Origin of the sequence: Streptomyces oceani, from assembly GCF_001751245.1 — a bacterium.
GTDB classification, from domain to species: domain Bacteria; phylum Actinomycetota; class Actinomycetes; order Streptomycetales; family Streptomycetaceae; genus Streptomyces; species Streptomyces oceani.
The window spans coordinates 10,872-28,965 of sequence record NZ_LJGU01000150.1 but is presented as its reverse complement, the minus strand read 5'-3'; the positions used below and the strand labels follow the sequence as shown (position 1 = coordinate 28,965).

The 18,094-nt window shown below is 66.5% G+C and carries 8 protein-coding genes; all 8 read left to right on the top strand.

Translation table 11 applies throughout. The features are described 5' to 3' along the window. Positions 1-451: 451 nt before the first annotated feature. Genes dpdE through dpdD form a run of 8 tightly spaced genes read left to right on the top strand, consistent with a single transcriptional unit; the run spans position 452 to position 18,076 of the window. On the top strand, positions 452-3,727 hold the full coding sequence (dpdE, locus tag AN216_RS23105) for a protein DpdE (RefSeq protein ID WP_079166904.1): 3,276 nt from the start codon (positions 452-454) through the stop codon (positions 3,725-3,727). Beyond that, on the top strand, positions 3,720-6,317 hold the full coding sequence (gene dpdF / locus AN216_RS23100; protein ID WP_079166889.1) for a protein DpdF: 2,598 nt from the start codon (positions 3,720-3,722) through the stop codon (positions 6,315-6,317). Before dpdE ends, dpdF begins: the two co-directional genes overlap by 8 nt. Further along, positions 6,317-7,249 (top strand): protein DpdG, encoded by a 933-nt coding sequence (gene dpdG / locus AN216_RS23095; protein WP_070198648.1) that lies wholly within the window; start codon positions 6,317-6,319, stop codon positions 7,247-7,249. The genes dpdF and dpdG overlap by 1 nt, the downstream gene beginning before the upstream one ends. After that, positions 7,242-10,334 carry a protein DpdH gene (gene dpdH / locus AN216_RS23090; RefSeq protein WP_070198647.1) on the top strand — a complete coding sequence of 1,031 codons (3,093 nt, stop codon included), beginning with the start codon at positions 7,242-7,244 and terminating at the stop codon, positions 10,332-10,334. Before dpdG ends, dpdH begins: the two co-directional genes overlap by 8 nt. Next, complete coding sequence (locus AN216_RS23085; protein WP_070198646.1) at positions 10,331-11,017, top strand: hypothetical protein; 687 nt, start codon at positions 10,331-10,333, stop codon at positions 11,015-11,017. Before dpdH ends, AN216_RS23085 begins: the two co-directional genes overlap by 4 nt. Continuing rightward, positions 11,014-15,531 (top strand): protein DpdJ, encoded by a 4,518-nt coding sequence (dpdJ, locus tag AN216_RS23080; RefSeq protein ID WP_070198645.1) that lies wholly within the window; start codon positions 11,014-11,016, stop codon positions 15,529-15,531. Before AN216_RS23085 ends, dpdJ begins: the two co-directional genes overlap by 4 nt. After that, positions 15,528-16,046 (top strand): phospholipase D-like domain-containing protein DpdK, encoded by a 519-nt coding sequence (gene dpdK, locus AN216_RS23075; RefSeq protein WP_244502610.1) that lies wholly within the window; start codon positions 15,528-15,530, stop codon positions 16,044-16,046. The genes dpdJ and dpdK overlap by 4 nt, the downstream gene beginning before the upstream one ends. Beyond that, positions 16,043-18,076 (top strand): protein DpdD, encoded by a 2,034-nt coding sequence (dpdD, locus tag AN216_RS23070; protein WP_070198644.1) that lies wholly within the window; start codon positions 16,043-16,045, stop codon positions 18,074-18,076. The genes dpdK and dpdD overlap by 4 nt, the downstream gene beginning before the upstream one ends. Positions 18,077-18,094 lie beyond the last annotated feature (18 nt).

Here is an 18,094-nt window from a genome sequence, read left to right as displayed (position 1 = left end):
AGACCGGCCCGCCTGCGCTGAGCGACACGAGGCGGACGGCGTCCAGACAGTACAACTAATGCCACTGACGCTGGCGGGGTGGTCGGAAGAACTGCAGGTCAAGCGCTTCTTGTTTCGGCCCCGATGGAACGGACGGAATCGTCTCGATCGGCACCTTGCAGAGGGGTTGACTGGGCGTCTCGGGGTCGGCTGCGCTCGTGCGGACCTGCCACGCCCGGGACGAAAATGAGCCATAGTAATATGCAAACCTATGCACACCTGTGCCTCTATCTCACCCACTTTGAGTGATCTTAGAGCGGTCTGTCGTGTGGCGAGCGCAGGACTACCGAAAGATCTCAGCCACCATCGTATGCATATACGAATTCATGTTCGCCATCTTCGAGGCCGTTGTCAGTGCCTCCGTTTAGGCTCGTTAGCGCCGTCATACGAGCAGGTGGGGGGCGATCAGTTGATGTCTTCGGGCTTCGCAGTAGGACACCTCGTCGAGTTCCGGGGAGGCCCTGGAATCGGACGGGTGGGAGCGATCATCGACGGCTCGCTGCGCGTGGACTTTTTCGAGTCCACGGCCGAGCCCAAAATCGAGTCCCAGATCGTTCCTGCGTCGGCCTGCAGGCGGGTACGACTGGCGGCCCAGACGCGGACATTCCGGCACAATCCGAGCACCGGCGAGTGGATGGCCGGCCGCATCCTGGACGCGGCCCCCGACGGATACTTCGTCCGGTTCCCCAACGCCGACTACGACATGCCGGTTCCCGAAACCGAACTCCGGGTCCGCTGGAACAAGCCGGTGCGCAATCCTCTTGAGGTCCTCGTGTCCGGCGGCAACGAATCCGGCCACCTGTACAACGCCCGCCTCCCCATGTTGCACAACCTGGTCGCTCAGCGCGCGGCCAGCGCCAGCACCCCCGCTCTCCTGGCGGCCGCCGCCGAGATCTACCCGCACCAGGTCCGCGCCGCGCTGACCGTGCTCTCCGACCCCGTCCAGCGGTATCTCCTCGCCGACGAAGTCGGACTCGGCAAGACGATCGAAGCCTCGTACGTGGCGCTGCAGACCCTGATCGACAATCCGCAGGCGCGCGTCACGTTCCTCGTCCCCGATGCCCTACGCCGACAGTGGGTGACCGAACTGCGCACGAAGTTCTTCACCGATGACTTCCCCAGGCGCGTAAAGATCATCTCCCACGACTGTCCCGACCGGTGGGAGCAGTATCACGGCAGTGATCTCGTAGTGGTAGACGAAGCCCACCAACTGGTCCAGGACCGCGATGACACTGACCCCATCTATCGTGTACTGCGGGATCTCGCGCATTCCGCGTCAAGGCTCCTCCTGCTCTCCGCTACACCCGTCACCTCCAGCCACACCACGCACCTGGGGCTACTACACCTGCTCGATCCGGACGTCTACAAGTGGAGCGAGCGAGAGGAGTTCGCACGGCGCTACCAACACCGGGCCGAGTTGGCGAACCACGTCCTCAGCCTCGACGCGGAGTTCCACCCTCTGCTGCCGTCCACGATCGAAATGATCAAGGAACTGCTACCCCCGGAGGACTCCCGCTTCACGCACCTTGCCGCTAACGTGCTCGACTTGCTGGACGAGTACGAGGGGCTCCGCGACGAGGCGAGGATGCCGGATCTCGAGACGATGGTGACCGCTCTTCGGGCGCACATCAGCGAGACCTACCGACTGCACCGCCGAGTGATCAGAAACCGCAGGTCGAACGTCCTGCGCCAGAATGACGACTCGGCAGCCGTCGCCTACGAGGTCCGCGGCCGTGCCGAGCCCGGGAAGCTGATGGCCCAGTCCTACTCCCCGGCCGCCGACAGCCTCCTGGCGTGGCAAACCCAACTGTGGGGCCACCTCCTCGACGAGGGCCTGGAGAACCGACGCGCCGACTACGCGCTGGCCCTTGCCGTGCTCGCCTCTCGACTCGGTGGCTCATCCGCCGACTATCTGGACGCCCTACGATGGCGGGTGCGCCGTGACGAAGGCACCGCTGAGCGTGCCGGGCTGAGTGCCCGGGAGCAGAAGTACCTCTCCAACGTGCCCGTGGCGCCGCACGAGGCGGCGATTCTGGAGAAGCTCGAGTCAGAAAGCGCGGGAGAGGAAGCCCGGGAAGTCGACGAACTCATCGACGCCCTTCTTCCCGCCCTGCGCAAGGGGGGCCGCATCGCTGTGTTCTGCGGCCCCGGCTCCCTTGCCTCGACGCTTACCGCACGCCTGCGAACCCGCTTTCCCAAGGTGAGCTTCTTCGAGCACACCCGCAGCGCAGGCCCCGACGCGTCTGAAACGGCGATTTCCTCGTGGCGAAGGCCCGTCGTAGGCGCTGCTGTTCTTATCGCCGACGACTCTGCGGAGGATGGCCTGAACCTCCAGGAAGCCCGGTCCGTGGTCCACGTGCGCCTGCCGTGGTCGCCCAATCAACTGGAGCAGCGCCTGGGCCGCACCGACCGATACGTCGAATCCAACGAGCAGCGCCAGGCACCCCGCCAGTACGTTCTCACGGACGCTGAAGCCCATAGCCACGAGTGGCTTTCGCTGCTCACCGGCGGGTATCGCATCTTCGACGGATCGGTGTCCACGCTGCAGGATGCCATCGCCGAGGGCCTCGCCGCTGTCTGGGCACAGGCCCTCGAGCACGGGCCGGAAGGCCTGTCGGACTTCGCCGAGGCGGTGCAGGAGCAACTCGCCAGGGCTCGCCGTGAGATCGACAGCATGGACACCCTGGAGTCGATCTTCGACACATCGCCGCACGACATCGACTTCGCCGAACGACTGGCCACCTTTGACGCCGACTGGGCCGCCACCCGCAATGACCTGCTCGGCTACACCGGGCGGGACAGTTCGGACGGAATCAAGCTCCGCCATACCGTGCGCAAGATCAATGACGTGATGTGCGAGGTCTTCGACCTGAAGTCACGCCCTCTAATCTCCCCCCACCTCTATGACCGCGCGAACCTCACGGAGGAGATGGCCAAGGGCACGTTCAGTCGCTCGCAGGCGCTCAAGGCTCCCGGCACCCGGGTGTTCCGCATCGGAAACCGGCTGGTCGACACACTAGCAAGCGTGGTCTGGTGCGATGACCGCGGTCAGGCCACGGCCTTTTGGCGCGCGGAGGCGGCACACCGCGGAGAGCCGGAGCCCTATTTCGGCTTTGACTACCTCGTCGAAGCCGACATTTCTTCCGCGCTCACGCTGACGCTGCCGCTCGTTCAGCAGTCCCGCGACGCGGAAACGGCGCTGCGGCGCCAGGCCGAGCGGCTCCTTCCGCCGTTCACGCTGAAGGTATGGGTACCGGCCGGAGCATCCGCAGCCCTGACGGACGGAAACATCCAAAGGTGGCTGCAGGACCCCTACAGCGCCACGGACCACAACTACAACTTTAAGAACATCCACGAGTTGATGGAACTGTTCGACGGACAGGCCGGATATGCGGCATCCGCGCGGGGGGCCGAGGCAGTGGCTCGCGCAGAACTCCAGCGGGTAACGAACTTGGCTGATAGGTGCGCTGTGGCCCAGCAGCAGGGACACCAGCGCCTGTCTGTGGCCAAGGCCCAGGCAGAAGCCCGCCAGGCAGCTGGCCGGCTGCTGGGAGAGACGGAGAATTACCTGCTGGATGTCGCCATCACCGACGCGCTGGTGCAGGGACTGAGCAATCCGACGGTCCGTCTCGTGGCGGCGACATGCCTGGTGAAGCAGGGGCTCAGGAGGATCCCTCGCAGTGACTGACAACTGGACCGGCGCCAAGACGCTCTTCGACCACCTCTCCCAGCACCGAGGCCTCCAGCAACTCCCAGAGGTTCCCTGGGCGAGAGGTACGTTGCGCAGGCTTCGTGACGCTCTGACCGGCGAACCCGGCGGGTGGCGGGACCTGGCCTCACTCACCCGGCAGATCCTGCTCGAGGCTCAAGCGCGAGAAAACACCTCCGGCTTCACGATTCCGTTGCTCCCATGGCTGCCCACACGCGAGCAATGGGAGGAGATGCACTGCCAGACGGCGGTACGCGATGGCGGCACCAACGTGTGGGTGAGCGCGCTGCCGTGGCACCCACCCGTGCCGGACGCCGTTTCCCGCTGGGCAGCGCAAGAAGACCTTCGTCAGGTCTATCTCGGTGAGGACTCCCCCCACCGCCGCAAGCTCGACTCCTACCCGGCCGACCCGTTCTTCACCACCGCCCTCGGTGACGACCACAGCCGCTATGTCTCGGCCGGCCAGCGGCAGGCCGCCAGGGCCATCGCGCTGGCCGAGCCGGGAAGCACCACGATCATCTGCCTTCCCACGGGGCATGGAAAGACCGCCGTAGCGATGGCGCCCGTGCTCCTGGCCAGCAAGAGCCGGGGCGTATCGGTGGTCGTGGTACCCACGAGTGTTCTCGCAGCCGACCTGGAGCGGCGCGCCTTCAAGATCCTAGACGAGCACGGGCCGCACAGCCCCACGCGCCGGTACGCCTACACCAGCGGGCTGTCCGAAGAAGAACAACGGCTCATGCGGGAGGATATCTCCGCGGGCCGCCAACGGCTGGTGTTCACCTCGCCCGAGGCTCTGACGAAGAGTCTCAAGGGCCCCTTGGAGGACGCGGCCGAGGCGGGGCTGTTCAACTACTTCGTGATCGACGAAGCCCATCTGGTCGAGCAGTGGGGCAATACTTTCCGCACCGAGTTCCAGACGATGTCCACTCACCGCCGTATCTGGCTCAGCAAGGCACCGGAAGGCCGGCAGCCGTCGACCGTGGCGATGAGCGCGACGCTCACGGGCCAGCAGGTGCAGACGCTCGATACTCTGTTCGCTTCGCCGCAGCAGGCGGAGATCGTGTGGGCCTCTCAACTCCGTCACGAGCCGAGTTACTACCTCGACATCTTCCAGAGCGAGGAAGACCGTCAGGCCGCCGTCCTGGAGGCCGTCTCGTACCTGCCAAAGCCGATGATTCTCTACACGACCAAGGTCATCGACGCGCAGGAATGGGCGGGCCGGCTGCGCGGCCGCGGTCTTCGCCGCGTCGTCAGCGTCACGGGTGAGTCCACCGATCCGCAACGGCGCGATGCCCTGGAGGGATGGATCGGCAGGACCACAGAGGGCGATGCGCCGACGCGATACGACGTCGTGGTGGGCACCTCTGCATTCGGCCTGGGTGTGGATCTCGGCGACGTCAAGACAGTGGTGCACGCCTGTCTGCCGGAAACAGTGGACCGCTACTACCAGGAAGTGGGCCGGGCCGGGCGCAATGGAAGTCCTTCCCTCGCCTACCTGGCCACCGCCCGCAGCGACGAGAACATCGCCAATCGGATGAGCGATGATGCGGTCATCGGCGCCCCGCGCGCATGGCAGCGGTGGGAGGCGATGTTCCACACCCGAGAGACCGTCCAAGAGCGTCACCGGGTGAGTCTTGATTCCTACCCCTCCGACATGAACGAGGGCTTTCAACGCAACCGGCAATGGAACATCCGGATCCTGAACCTCATGATGCGATCGGGGCTCCTGGCCGTCCATCCTCCGCAAGCGCCCGCCATCCATGAGGGCGAGTCGGATACGTCGTGGAAGGCGCGCCTTGATCTCTTCTACGCCAGCGCTGACAGCTATGCAGACGTGCAACTCCTCGACTCCGACGCGAGGAATCCCGAGCAATTTGCTGCGCGATTTGAGGCTGAGCGTAAAAAACTGCTGGATGGGCGGAAATCGGCCCTCCGCGAACTGAAGGCCACCCTGCGGCGTGATCAGTGCATCGGCGATGTACTGGGAGCGTATTACCGAATCGCACACGGCGACGGCTTCCGCCGCACCGGGGTCACCTGCCGGGGGTGCCCGTACTGTCGTGCCACTGCCGAACCCCTTCCCGCGGGGTTCTACCGACTCGGCGGGGAGCCGCGCCCGCCGCTCCCAACTCCCGGGGTACGCATGCGCCTGCCCTTGCTGCCGTACTTCGGGAACCGGCATTGCCTGAGCCTGTGGTGGCAAGATGCCGACGACCAGGCCCTGGCGGCACGCTTAGTGGAAAGCCTCGTACGCCGCAGGATCTGCGTCGTCGGAGGACCGGGCCTGCACGGCCGCCTGAGAAACCAACTCCAGGCAACAGCACGCACCCGCACAGTGATCGTCGACGACGACGGCGCTCTCCTCTCTGACTGGGCCGGCCCCGTCATATGGATGGCCGATCCGTTCACAGACCGCCCAGGGCCGCAGATCACTCAACGCTTCGCCTGGGATGCACCGACCTACTTGATCCACCCCCGGAGCATGCAGCATCCAGAACGCCGAGGCACCCCCCTCGTCGATGTCCACCCGGCGAACCTGTCGATCCGCCGTGCCCTGGAGGAACTCTGATGACGCTCTTGAACGTTGACGCAGCCATCCCCTCCCAGACATGGGCACTTGTGCGTCTACTTACCTTTTGGGGCAAGAGCATTGCCGTGGAGGAGGCGCGGGCGCTGCTCAGTCCCCCGCCCCTGCGCACAGAGGACACCTCGACCAGGCCTCCCTTCGAGTGTGCCGTGGCTTCTCTCCAGGCCCTGGAGTTGGCGCAGGTCGATGCCGGTCAGCAAGGACTCTCGCTGACCGGACCGACCAGAGATCTGGCCAGCAGCGAAGATCTGGAGACCTACACCCGCATCCTGCGTCGCGCCGTCCTCAAGGCGGAGTACAACAAGGACCTCGGCGCCGACAACGACGCGACAGGGCCTAAGGACCTGACCCGTGCGCTGGCTTGGTTCCTGATGCACGACCCCATGGAACGAGCGATCGACTGGGTTGCTGCACAGCAACTCCTGGATCAGGAGGGCGGTAAGGACCGCAAACTGCTGAAGGAAGGGGTACTTCCCCTCTTCGCCAATGACACTCGCTGGCCCCGGTTCGGGTACTGGGCCACCGCTCTTGGGCTGGCTGCCGCACCTGTTTTTCGCACTGACGGCCGCGGCCCGCTCGTTCCGGACTGCACGCTTGCCCTCAGGCAATCCGTGCTTGAGCTGTGGCAGCCGGGCCAACGGGTGAATGCCGTCGAGGCCTTGCAGATGCTGCGAGAACTCCTGCCGGTCCTACCTGGCGGCGCACACTCACTGGCGGTAGGGATTCCCAGTCCGGGTGACAGCGTGGCAGGCACCGCGCTGTCCTTTGCCTTGCTGCGCGGCCACGACGAGAAGTGGCTGCGACTCGACCACAACGACGACGCCCGGAAAATCCTCCTGCTGCACGATCCCGAACGGCCCGGAAGCCCCCGGCCCATCAGCGACATCACGATCCTGGAGCCCATCGATGGCTGACTTCCGCGGAACGCTCTGCTGGGACCCGGCAGTGGCAGCCTCCACCATCAACACCGAGGCAGTCAGCCCTTCGAGGGCCGTCTTCCTGGCCACGCACGCACCGCTGCGGATCAAGCGCGCCCGGATCTTGGACGGGAAGGAGATTGCCATCGAGGGCGACCCGATCGGGGAGCGCGCCGTCCTCACAGAGTTCATGTCGCTCCGCGCGGACAGCGGCGCACTCCTCATGCCCGTCGTCGGCGACTCCGGCTCGGGCAAGTCGCATCTTGTCCGATGGGTGCGCGAAGAGTTGGCCGTGATGCAGGAGGGCGCAAACCGGCGCGAGGTCATCTACCTCGAGAAGTCTAAGACCAGCCTCAAGGCTGTCGTCAGCACGCTCATCGCAAAGGCGGACAGCACTGAACTGGCGCAGCTCAAAGACGACATCAACAGATTCACCGAGGGAATCGACGAGGAGTCCCTGGCACGGCGCATCCTCAATGAGCTGAGCGAGGCACTGGAAGCCACCCCTCCCCAATCGGAATCACGCCCACTGGCCCGCATGCTCGTCGGCCCGGGCAAGCTGGCAGCGGTACTCCTTGATCCCCATGTCCGGGCGGAACTGCTCGCACCCGGCAACTTCGTGCCCGAACTGGCCCACCAACTCATCCACAATCGCCGCGACGGCCAAACGGACCGTCCCGAGGGCTTCAGCGTCAGCGACCTGCCCCTCGATATCCGCGACATCCAATCCGCCTCAGGCATGGCCCAAAAACTGCTCGGCGCCATCAGCACCCGCGGCGACCTGCAAGGCATCGCCGTCGACCTGCTCAACAAGCACCTCGAAGCGGCCATCAAGAGCGCCGCGAACCTCGGAGCGGGCCGGCTCCTCGACGCGATGACTCAGGTGCGCGAGGAGTATCACCGCCAGGGCAAGGAGATCGTCCTTCTCATCGAGGACTTCGCTCTTATCCAAGGAGTCCAGCGAGACCTCCTGGACGCCGTCGTAGAAGCAGCCCACCGCGAAGGCAAGACGGCCCTCGCACCTATCCGCACCCTCATGGCCGTGACGACCGGCTACTTCCAGTCTCTGGCCGAGACCGCCTTGACCCGTATTCAGGCCGGCACCGGCTACGTCTATCACCTGGATGTGCCCTTCAGCCCCGAGGAGACGGGACGCACAGAGATCGCCTCATTCGTTGGCCGGTATCTGAACGCCGGGCGGGTGGGCCGCGACGAACTCGAGCGCGCACACAACAGCGAGGTCCCCAACAAGTGCCTGAGCTGCTCGTTTCGGACCGAATGCCACGCAGCGTTCGGGGTTACCGATGAAGGCTTCGGGTTGTACCCGTTCAACGAGTCCTCTCTCGTCAGAGCGGTCCACTCAACAGCGGACCAGCACAAACCCTGGTCCTTCAACCCCCGTGCCGTGCTGGGAAGCGTCGTGCGACCGGTCCTGGTCGAACACGCCACGGCCCTCCGGCAGGGCGAGTTCCCCGATCCCGCGTTCCGGCAACGCTTCCGGCCGACTAAGCTCGACCGGCCCGTGAGCCGTGACGTGCTCGGTTACGTGGCCGAGCACGACCCCGCCTCTGCGGAGCGACGCAACCTCGTGCTCGAGTTCTGGGGAGATGCCCCGGAGCGCGCCACTGACCTCCATCCCACCATCCTGGAGGCCTTCTCTCTGGAGCCCCTGGGCGGTGAAACAGACCAACGCCGTCGCTCTGCTGCTCCCGGCCCAAAGCCGGCCAACGACACTGCGCCAAAGCCCGATACGGGCGGCAGTAACCGCCGCGACGCGCTTCCCGGTGAACTGCAGCGCATGCTGGAGACGGTGGATGACTGGGTAACCCTCGAAGGCGGCCTGGATACCTCCACCGCGAACCGGATCCGCACCGTCGTCTCCGCCGCCGTCTTGCAGCGCTATCAGTGGAACGCACCGCTAATGCGCGAAGTGGGCAGCGTCGAGTTGCGTCGGGCCGCGTGGCCGACGAAGGCAACCGTCGTGTCCATTGAGGGGGCCAAGGAGAACCTGGTCGGTGTCGAGAATGCCCCCATCACGTTCTCGCGTCGTCCCAAGGACAGTTGGTTCTTTGACAGCCTGCTCAGAGCGGATCGGGAGTTCCCGGCGCGAGCTGAGGACATCCGGCGGCTGGCGTTCCTGGCAGAACAGCACGGACGTGATCTCACTGCGCGGCTACAGCGCCACATGGAGATCACAGACGGTCACCTCATTGCGGGTTTCCGCGCATCGCTGATCGGTGCGGCGCTGGCGGGCACGGCTTGGCCCGGGATGGCCCCTTCTCAACTCCTTGCCGCAGCGCTCGACGAGGGGCAGGAGTGGCAGCGTGAGGACGGCGGGCTCCGCCCAAAGAAGTGGATGGACCTGCTCCAAGGTCACCTCCAGACGCGGCCCGATCTCGTGCGGCAACTGCGCCATGCCGTCGGCATCGCCCAAGGTATCGGCGGCGTGAACATGGTTGATGCCACCCGTGTTCTGCCTCTGCTCGACAAGGCCGCCTCTGTATGGGACTGGGATCTTCAGGCGCTGGATGTTCCCAAGTGGGTGCGTCCGGCGGTCACAGGGTTCGCGTCCTGGATGACCGTCGTTGAAGATCAACTGCTCAGCCACGCAGAGTTGCTCCACACCATCCGCAGCCGTCAACTCCGGGGCACCACCGGCGTCCAAACCATGGCGGCGCTCCGAGACGCTCTTTCTGCGGCCCGCGATGTCGGGCTGCCGCTGACAGCCGAGCAGACACGCCGATTCGACGCGCTCCTGCAGGAAGCAAAGGGCGCGGACTGGAAGGCCGTCTCGGCGCTTGAAGACGACCTGGCCCAAGCCGACGAGGCCGCCTCCGACTCCGCAACGGTGCCCAGGGCCGGCGTGGTTGCAGCGGTCAAGGACCGTGGCGACTCGCTCATCTTGATTCAACAACTACTCGTGGCCGGTGACGACTGGCTGGATACGGCGCTGGCCAGCGCGCAGTCACGATCCAGTGGATCGGCGGGCGACAGTGCGGCAGAAGACGTGGGGGGAATCTGTGCGGAGTGGCAGGCACTCACAGTTGTCCCGTCCGCCACAGACGATGGGGAGGACCGGTGACCAACGTCTCCGTGTATGACAAGGCCATGCAGCTGCAAAACCGTGCCCGCCAGATCGCGGCGGGTGCCGTCGGGGAGAAGGAGGCGGCTCGCGTGCTGGGCCGCTCGAGGGAACTGCGGGCGGGCCTGGCCGAACTCAGGACCCAGGTGGAGTTGAGCCACGCGCTGGCCGCCTTGGGCGCGGCGCACCAGCCCGACCTGTCCGGCATCGACGCCGCGCGCTCCGCCTTCGAGCGTAAGGCTCTCAACGGACTGCCTAGTGACGCGGTCTTCAACACGGCCAGGAAGAAGGTGCAGGAAGCAGCGAGCAAACTGAAGGCGGAGAGCGGCGCGGCGTGGGCCGCCTGGGCCACCGAACAGGTCGCCGCTCTTCCGCTGGCCCGTATCCCTATCCTGCCGCGCGGGGAACGCGAAGCTGCGCGCACCCGGGAGAAGGACCTTCGCCAGGCCGTTGCGACCAAGAACCTGTCCAAGGCGGACCTCACCCTCTTCACCGGCACGTACGCCCTCCTCGCAGAGTCCCTGCACGACAAGAGCGATCCCCCTGGCGAGCTGCTGGACCTCCTGGACGTGCTGGAAAAACGCCCCAGCCCGACGCTCCGCGACATCACAGACAGCGACATTGCGCTGCTGCGCCGGTTCGAGATGGACATCCACATCACCATGCAGAGGAGCGGAGCGTGACCGATCAGCTCGACATTCGCTTCGCGAACGAACTCCTTAACCACCTCGAGGACCACGAACTCCCCTTGCTGAACTGGGGGGTCACGGAGACTGCCCTTTCCAGGGCCGAGGTGATCGAGACCGTCGACGCCCTCTTGCACAGCCACGACGCCGCCCCGAAGGGAATGTCTGCCGACGCCGTGCTGGAGGAGTTCCTGCTCCGCGCCCTGCTGTTCGAGGTGCCGGTGCCCGTGACGTCGCCGCCGCGGTATCGCACCCGCCTGGCGGAGTCGCTCAGGCTCACCACCGGGCTCCGGCAGCTCTTTGCCCGAGGCGGCTGGGCGCGGGAGGAACAGCCCGGCTGGTGGCAGCACCAACGCCGTCTGGTCGCCGACTACCGGCTGCACGTAGCTCCGCGACGCTACCCCCACCGGGATATCCCGGCGTCCGACGCCCTCAGCGAACTGTCTCAGCTGCCCCATTGGGGGGAGGTGCAAAGCCATGTCGCGACCGCACAATTGCAGGGCCGCAAGCTGGCGCGCTTCCAACTGGAGGCCACCCGATCGGTGTTAACCTCACTCGACTCCGACCGGTCCAAGGGGATCATCGTCGGCGCCGGTACCGGTAGCGGCAAGACACTCGCGTTCTACCTGCCGGCCTTCGCCGCGATGGCCCAACATGCCCACCCAGGGTCGGCAAAGCGCGTCCACACCCTGGCGCTCTATCCGCGCAAGGAACTCTTGCGTGACCAACTTCGCGAGTCGGTTCGCTCGGCGGACGACGTCGAGCAGGCGCTGCGCGAAAGTCGGCGCCGTCCCATCAGAGTCGGTGCGCTCTACGGCGACACCCCGTGGAATGCCCGGGACGGCAGACTCGAGCCGGACTCCCGGCTGAGCACTGCCTGGAAGCGCACTCCCCATGGCGTGGTGTGCCCGTTCTTGCCTTGCCCCACCCCGTCCTGCGGCACAGGGGAACTCCAGTGGACCGACGAGGACCGCAGGCGCGGTCGTGAGCAGTTGACCTGCACCCGGTGCGGCTACACCCTGCAGGACGGGCGTCTTGCGCTCACCCGGGAATCACTCAAGAGGAACCCGCCGGATCTGCTGTTCACCACGACGGAGATGCTGAACCAATCCAGCGGCAACAGCTATCTGGAGTGGCTGCTGGGCTGGTGTGGCAGGCACTCGGCTCCCTCTCTTGTGCTGCTGGATGAGGTGCACACCTACAGCGGCCTGCACGGCGCGCAGGTGGCACTGCTTCTGCGCCGCTGGCGTGAAGCCGCCCGGCGCCCCATGACGTTCGTCGGCCTGTCGGCAACTCTGCGCGGCGCGGACAAATTCTTTGCGCAACTGGTCGGTCTGCGGCCGGGCGACGTCGACCCCATTGAACCAGCCGAAGAGGCCATGCAGTCCGAGGGCCGCGAATACGCCCTCGCCCTGCGTGGCGACCCGGTGTCCGGAGCAAGCCTTCTGTCCACCTCGATCCAGACGGCCATGCTCCACGGCCGCATGCTCGACCTGGACACGAGGCAATACCTGTACGGCTCCACCGGCTTCCTGTTCACCGACGACCTGGATGTCACCAACCGCTTCTACAACGACTTGCGCGATGCCGAAGGCGGCCAGAACCGGGCCGGCCGGCGCAACGGGCGGCCCGGTCCTGGCCGCAAGTCCGTCCTTGCGGGCCTGCGCTCCTCTGAACGCAACGAGCATGCCGCACGCTATCTGGACGGCCAGTCCTGGGACATCGCCGAGAAGATCGGCCATGACCTCGACCCCACCCTGCAACTCCACCACCTGCACGTCGGCCGGACGTCCTCCCAGGACGTCGGAGTCGATCACCACGCGAACTTGACCGTCGCAACGGCGTCTCTGGAAGTCGGCTTCAACGATCCGCGCGTAGGCCTGGTGCTCCAGCACAAAGCGCCGCGCGACGCGGCCTCGTTCATCCAGCGGCGCGGGCGCGCCGGTCGGGAGCGCGGTACCCGGCCGATGACGGTGGTCACCCTCTCGGACTACGGCCGGGACCGGCTCGCTTACCAGGCCTACGAGACCCTCTTCGCGCCGCAGGTGTCTGCCCGGAGCCTGCCCATCGGCAACCGCTTCGTTCTCAAGATCCAAGCCACGCAGTCTCTACTGGACTGGGCGGGCCGCAAGCTCCGTTCGAAGAAGCTGTGGGCCGACCCCCGCAAGATACTCAAGGCCCCCGCCGGCTATACCGTGCGCGACGCGGACCGGCCGGGTCACGACATGCTGACCTCCCTGCTGCAGGCCATACTCGACAAGCCAGACCTGCAGGACGAACTCGCCCAGCACCTGGGAAGGGCGCTGCAGATCAGTGCAGACGAGGTGCAGGCCCTGTTGTGGGAGCAGCCTCGATCGCTGCTGCTGTCGGTTGTTCCTACGTCGCTGCGCCGGCTGCGCAGTGACTGGTCGTTCCAGCGTACTGAGCCGGACGCCAGGGAAGGCTCCCTGCTTCCCGAGTTCATCACGCGCTCCCTTTTCGAACCGCTGAACCTGCCCGAGGTCGAACTGCTCCTGCCGTTCACCACGGACGACACGTTGGAGCAACTGCCCATTGCCCGAGCGCTGCGCGAGGCTGTCCCAGGGCGCGTCAGCCGGCGTTTTGGACACCGCAGTGACGAACACCGCACTTGGCTGCCGGTGCCGCCCGCCGGCAGCGACACCCTGGCGCTGCCCCAGATCGTGCAGCATGCCGATCCCGAAGGAACCTGGCATCCCGAGGGGCACGCACCGGAGGGGCTGCAGGTCTTTCGTCCCACCCAGTTGAACCTGGAGCAGCCGGGCCCGGAAATTTCGGACCGATCACAGGGGATTCCGCTCTGGGGCACACAGATCGTCGTGTCCGAGGAGGCGCCGCCGGCCCCGGCAGACATTCCCACCCCCTCGCTGTGGCACGAGCGCGTGCAGGCAGTCCGCTTCGGCACGCATGCCGCCGGCAATCCCATCGAGATGCGGCGCATGACCGTCGGCGCCGACTGCCAGGTGGCGCTCGAGCGCGGGGAAGTTGAAAACCGCAAGATCCATTACGAGTTGCACGGCAAACCGGCTGCACTCGGTTTCCGGCTGGGGGTCGACGCCGTGCAGATCCTGCTCCGGCCCCTGGATAGTGCAGATCCCGCGGTCAGGGAGTACCTGTCGTCACCACAATGGCGGTCCCTGGCGTTCTCGCAGACGTTGGCCGAAGACCCTGCCCTCGATGACATCGCGAACAAGTTCCAGCGCGCGTGGCTGGGCCAGGTCTACCTGACCGCCTTCGCGCTCGAGGGCCTCAAGCAAACGCAGACCGCCCGGGAGATTCGTGCCTCGCTCGCCGACGGAGCATGGACCGGGGAACTGCCCCGCATCCTCAGCGTCCTCTACCGCGACACCAACGACCCCGACCACGCCCTCGACAACGCACGGCTGGTCGACGGACTCACGGACCTGCTGCGCGACGCGCGGGTTGTCGCCGCCGTCGACCGTGCGGCCGAACACCTCGTCGCCCCGGAAATCGCAGCGCGCACGGAGGAGTTGGCACAGCGCACCTATCGCGACACCGTGGCAGCGGCGATCCTCGCCGCCGCGCAGCGCGCCTGCCCCGACGCCCAGGACGGGGACCTGATTGTCGACGTGGTGCCAGGTGTTGCCTCCGGTGAACCGGCTGTCGTGTGGCTCAGCGAGACCTCCATCGGGGGCCTGGGCGTCGTCGAAAGCCTGGCGCGCTTCTACGCAGCAGACCCCCGCCGCTTCTGGGCGCTTGTCACCAGCGCGTTCGCCCCCAGCGACTACGAGTACGTAGATGCCACCCTCACCCGGTTGCTTCGTCACCTGGCCGACGAGCCCCAAGGAGATGCCGCCGACGCCATGCGCGCCCTGCGGGCAGCCGACGATGCCGAGTCGGCCCAGGAGGCCCTGAACACTCTGCTGGCCGCATGGGAGCAGTTGGACGGCCGCCCCCGACGCACGGCGGTATCAGCGTTGTCCACCCGCCTGCTCCGGCCGGGCGCCGGACCCGACACCGATGCTCAGGCCCTGGCCATGGTGGACGCGTGGAGCGCACTGGAGCAGCGACTCGGAGTCGAAGTCGACGCAAACGTCATCGCCTTCGCCGTCGGCGACAAGCAACTGAACGCCGGCGGAACCAAGCAACTGACGGCCGACCAGGCCTTCAGCGTGCTCTGGCCACGCGGACGCCAAGCCCGCACACAGGATCTCCAGCACTACCAGCCCTACGCTGACGCGCCGGTCCTGGATCGCCTCCTGGTGCGCGCGGCGCATAGCGACCGCCTGCCCCAGGTCGACGTCACAACCAACGGCTGGGAACTGGCCTACCAACAGGCGATGTCCGACAGCGGCGCAGCCGACCTCATCTGTCCCGCAGACGCCTCGCACTCCCTGGCCAAGGCCCTGGTGCGCGTACCGGCCCTCCCGATACACCGGGACGTCATGGTCGTCCACGGCGAGATCCGCGGCTACGCCAGGCATCGAGACGAACTCCGTGTACGGGTGGAGTTGCGGGAGGCAACCCAGTGAACGAGCTGACCAGAACCGTGCGCACCAGCGCCCGCACAGGGCTGCGCATCGACTCGACACTGTCCGCTGTGCTGATGGCCGAGATACTCGACCCGAGCAACGACCTGTGGCTGGTCTCGCCGTGGATCACCGACATTCAGGTGATCGACAACAGCCACGGCACCTACGACGCCTTCTTCGGCGACATCCCACCCAGCGGATGGCGGCTGTCTGACACCCTCCTGCGCATCGCCGGCGCCGGCGCCCATGTACACGTCATCACGCGCCCGGACCCGCACAACGATGCCTTCCTGCGTCGGATCAGCGCACCCGGCGTAGAGCGTGTACATATCCAGCGCGACCTCGACGTCCACGAGAAGACCCTGTGCGGGCAGGAGTGGATTCTCACCGGGTCGATGAACTACACGGTGCGCGGCATGGCCAAGAACGATGAACTGGTCACCTACAAGGTGGGCGGGCCGGACGCCGGCCAGGCGCGGCTGGACCTGGCACAGCGGTGGAGGAGTGGCGCGTGACGCAGAATCAGTCTGAGCAGCACGAGGCCCTCGAAGCGTTCTTGCAACGCTTCTTCGGTGCAGGGAACGGCGTCTGGCCGGACCTCGATCCGGACCACCGCTTCAAGGATCGCACCCTGCCGTTCGTCGAGGCCCTTCGCCGCGGCGACGATGCCCCCGCCGTACTTCCGCGCGCCTATACGGACCGCGACCGCTTCGTTGTCTATGTCATCGCGCGGGAACCCGGGGAACGGGCCAAGACAGCCGAGTTGATCCGTGCCTTCGCCGGCCCCACCTACATCACGTATGACGAGCAGGTAGGTATCCAGCCCGTCTGGCTCGACCCTACTGACCCCGTCGAGCAGGCCATCCGCGAATACGCCGGTGAGCGGGCCACGTTCCGTCTGGAGACGGGGCGCACCCTTGAGCACCGCCGGAATCTGGCCGGGGCCCTGGAATTGATGCAAAGGACCCAGGCGCGCCGTCCACCCAGGATGTGGCGGGTGGCCAAGCCGATCGGCCGGCTTCTGGCCGAGTTCGACGCTGCCCTGTCCGCGGGAGCCGAGACCGCCTCGAGCGTGGTCCTCGACCATCTGGCAGCGGCGGGTGTCACGGCGGCCAACCTGGCCAATTTGAGGATCAAGCGGCTTGACCGGCTCGGCCGCAGCGAGGAACTCCTCCAACTCCCCGAACTGGCCGACGTCGTCCAGCAAGACCTTCCTCTCCCGGTCAGGGAAGCAATCTTGAACGCCGTACACACGGCGCTGGAACAGCCCCTGGCGGAGGGCGATCTGCCAGCTGCGCGGGCACAGCTGGAGGAAAGGGGACGGTTCGTCCCTGCCTTGCTGCACACCGCTGTAGGCGACCTCGGCACCCCGGCCCTCTCCGCGCTTCTGCTGGCGGCCACCGTCCTTGGGGACCTCCCTGCCCTGCGCCGTCTCGCGGATGCCGTGCAGGGCCAAGCCCGCACAGATGCGTTGCCCCCGCTGCTGTGGCAGGAAGCCCAGCGCGTCCTGGCCGACGGCGATGCAGCCGCAGAGCCTCGCGCCGATGCGGATCCCGGGCCCCAGGTTGCTGCCGACAACACGCCGCAATCCGGGCAGAGCGTTGACTCCTGGCCGGCTTTCCTCGCCGCCGTAGCCGTGGGGAGCAGCGAGGGCACCGCAGCCATCGAGGAGCGCAGTTGGAGCGCATGGCCCCCGCCGGCCGACCACGATGCAGTACTGGCCAACCTGCTGGACGGTTTGGAGAATCAGGCCGCCGAGGCGGCCTGGCGGGCGGTCGGGGCGTTCATCGAAGCTGTCGGATATGCGGCCCCTGCCGGCCTGACGGCCCAGGCGTTCGTCCGGAACGCGGTCGCCTTCGACCGGTTCGGCCCCGGCGACCTCGCCGCGCTCCAGGCACTGGCGGAGATCGCACTGCGCGCCGCCCCCTCCGCACAGACCTACGCAGAACTGCTCGATGAGATCGGCGCCTATCGCAGTCGATGGGTCTCCCCCGAACGAGCCGCAATTGCGCTGGACTTTGTCGATCGGCTGCTCCTGGCGGCCTGCCCGGACCAGCAGGCCCGCGCCACGCTCGCCTACGACCTGCTGGAACCGCTGTGGCGTCACCAGCAACGGCTCAACGAAGCAGACCTGGCGTTCGCCAAGCGTCTTTCCGGAGAAATGGACGTCCCGTTCTCCTGGCAGGAGCGGGCTGCCTCCGACGGCGACCAGGAGTTGCCGCTCTCCGACCTTCCGCCCATGAAGGTGCTGCTGTATTCCCTGGACGAAGCCGTGCTCACGCGCTGCGTCGAAGAGATCAAGCAACTGGCCCCCGGGGTTGACGCCGCCCGATCCAGCGACCACGTCGGCAGTGCGCAACTCCGGCAGAAGGCTCGCTCCGCTGATCTGGTCGTCATCGCGACTCGCTGTGCGAAGCACGCGGCTACCGGATTCATCACGCAGCACGCGCGTACCCAGCACATCTTCTATGCGGACGGCAGCGGATCGGCATCCATGCTGCGGGCGGCGGTCACCGGCCTGCGCTCTGCTGCGGGAGGCCGCTGACCCACCGGTGGTCTTCCC

Excerpts from the sequence above, each read along its gene's own strand:
- dpdG (WP_070198648.1), top strand. The coding sequence starts at position 6,317 with ATGACGCTCTTGAACGTTGACGCAGCCATCCCCTCCCAGACATGGGCA.
- dpdE (WP_079166904.1), top strand. The coding sequence starts at position 452 with ATGTCTTCGGGCTTCGCAGTAGGACACCTCGTCGAGTTCCGGGGAGGC.
- dpdH (WP_070198647.1), top strand. The coding sequence starts at position 7,242 with ATGGCTGACTTCCGCGGAACGCTCTGCTGGGACCCGGCAGTGGCAGCC.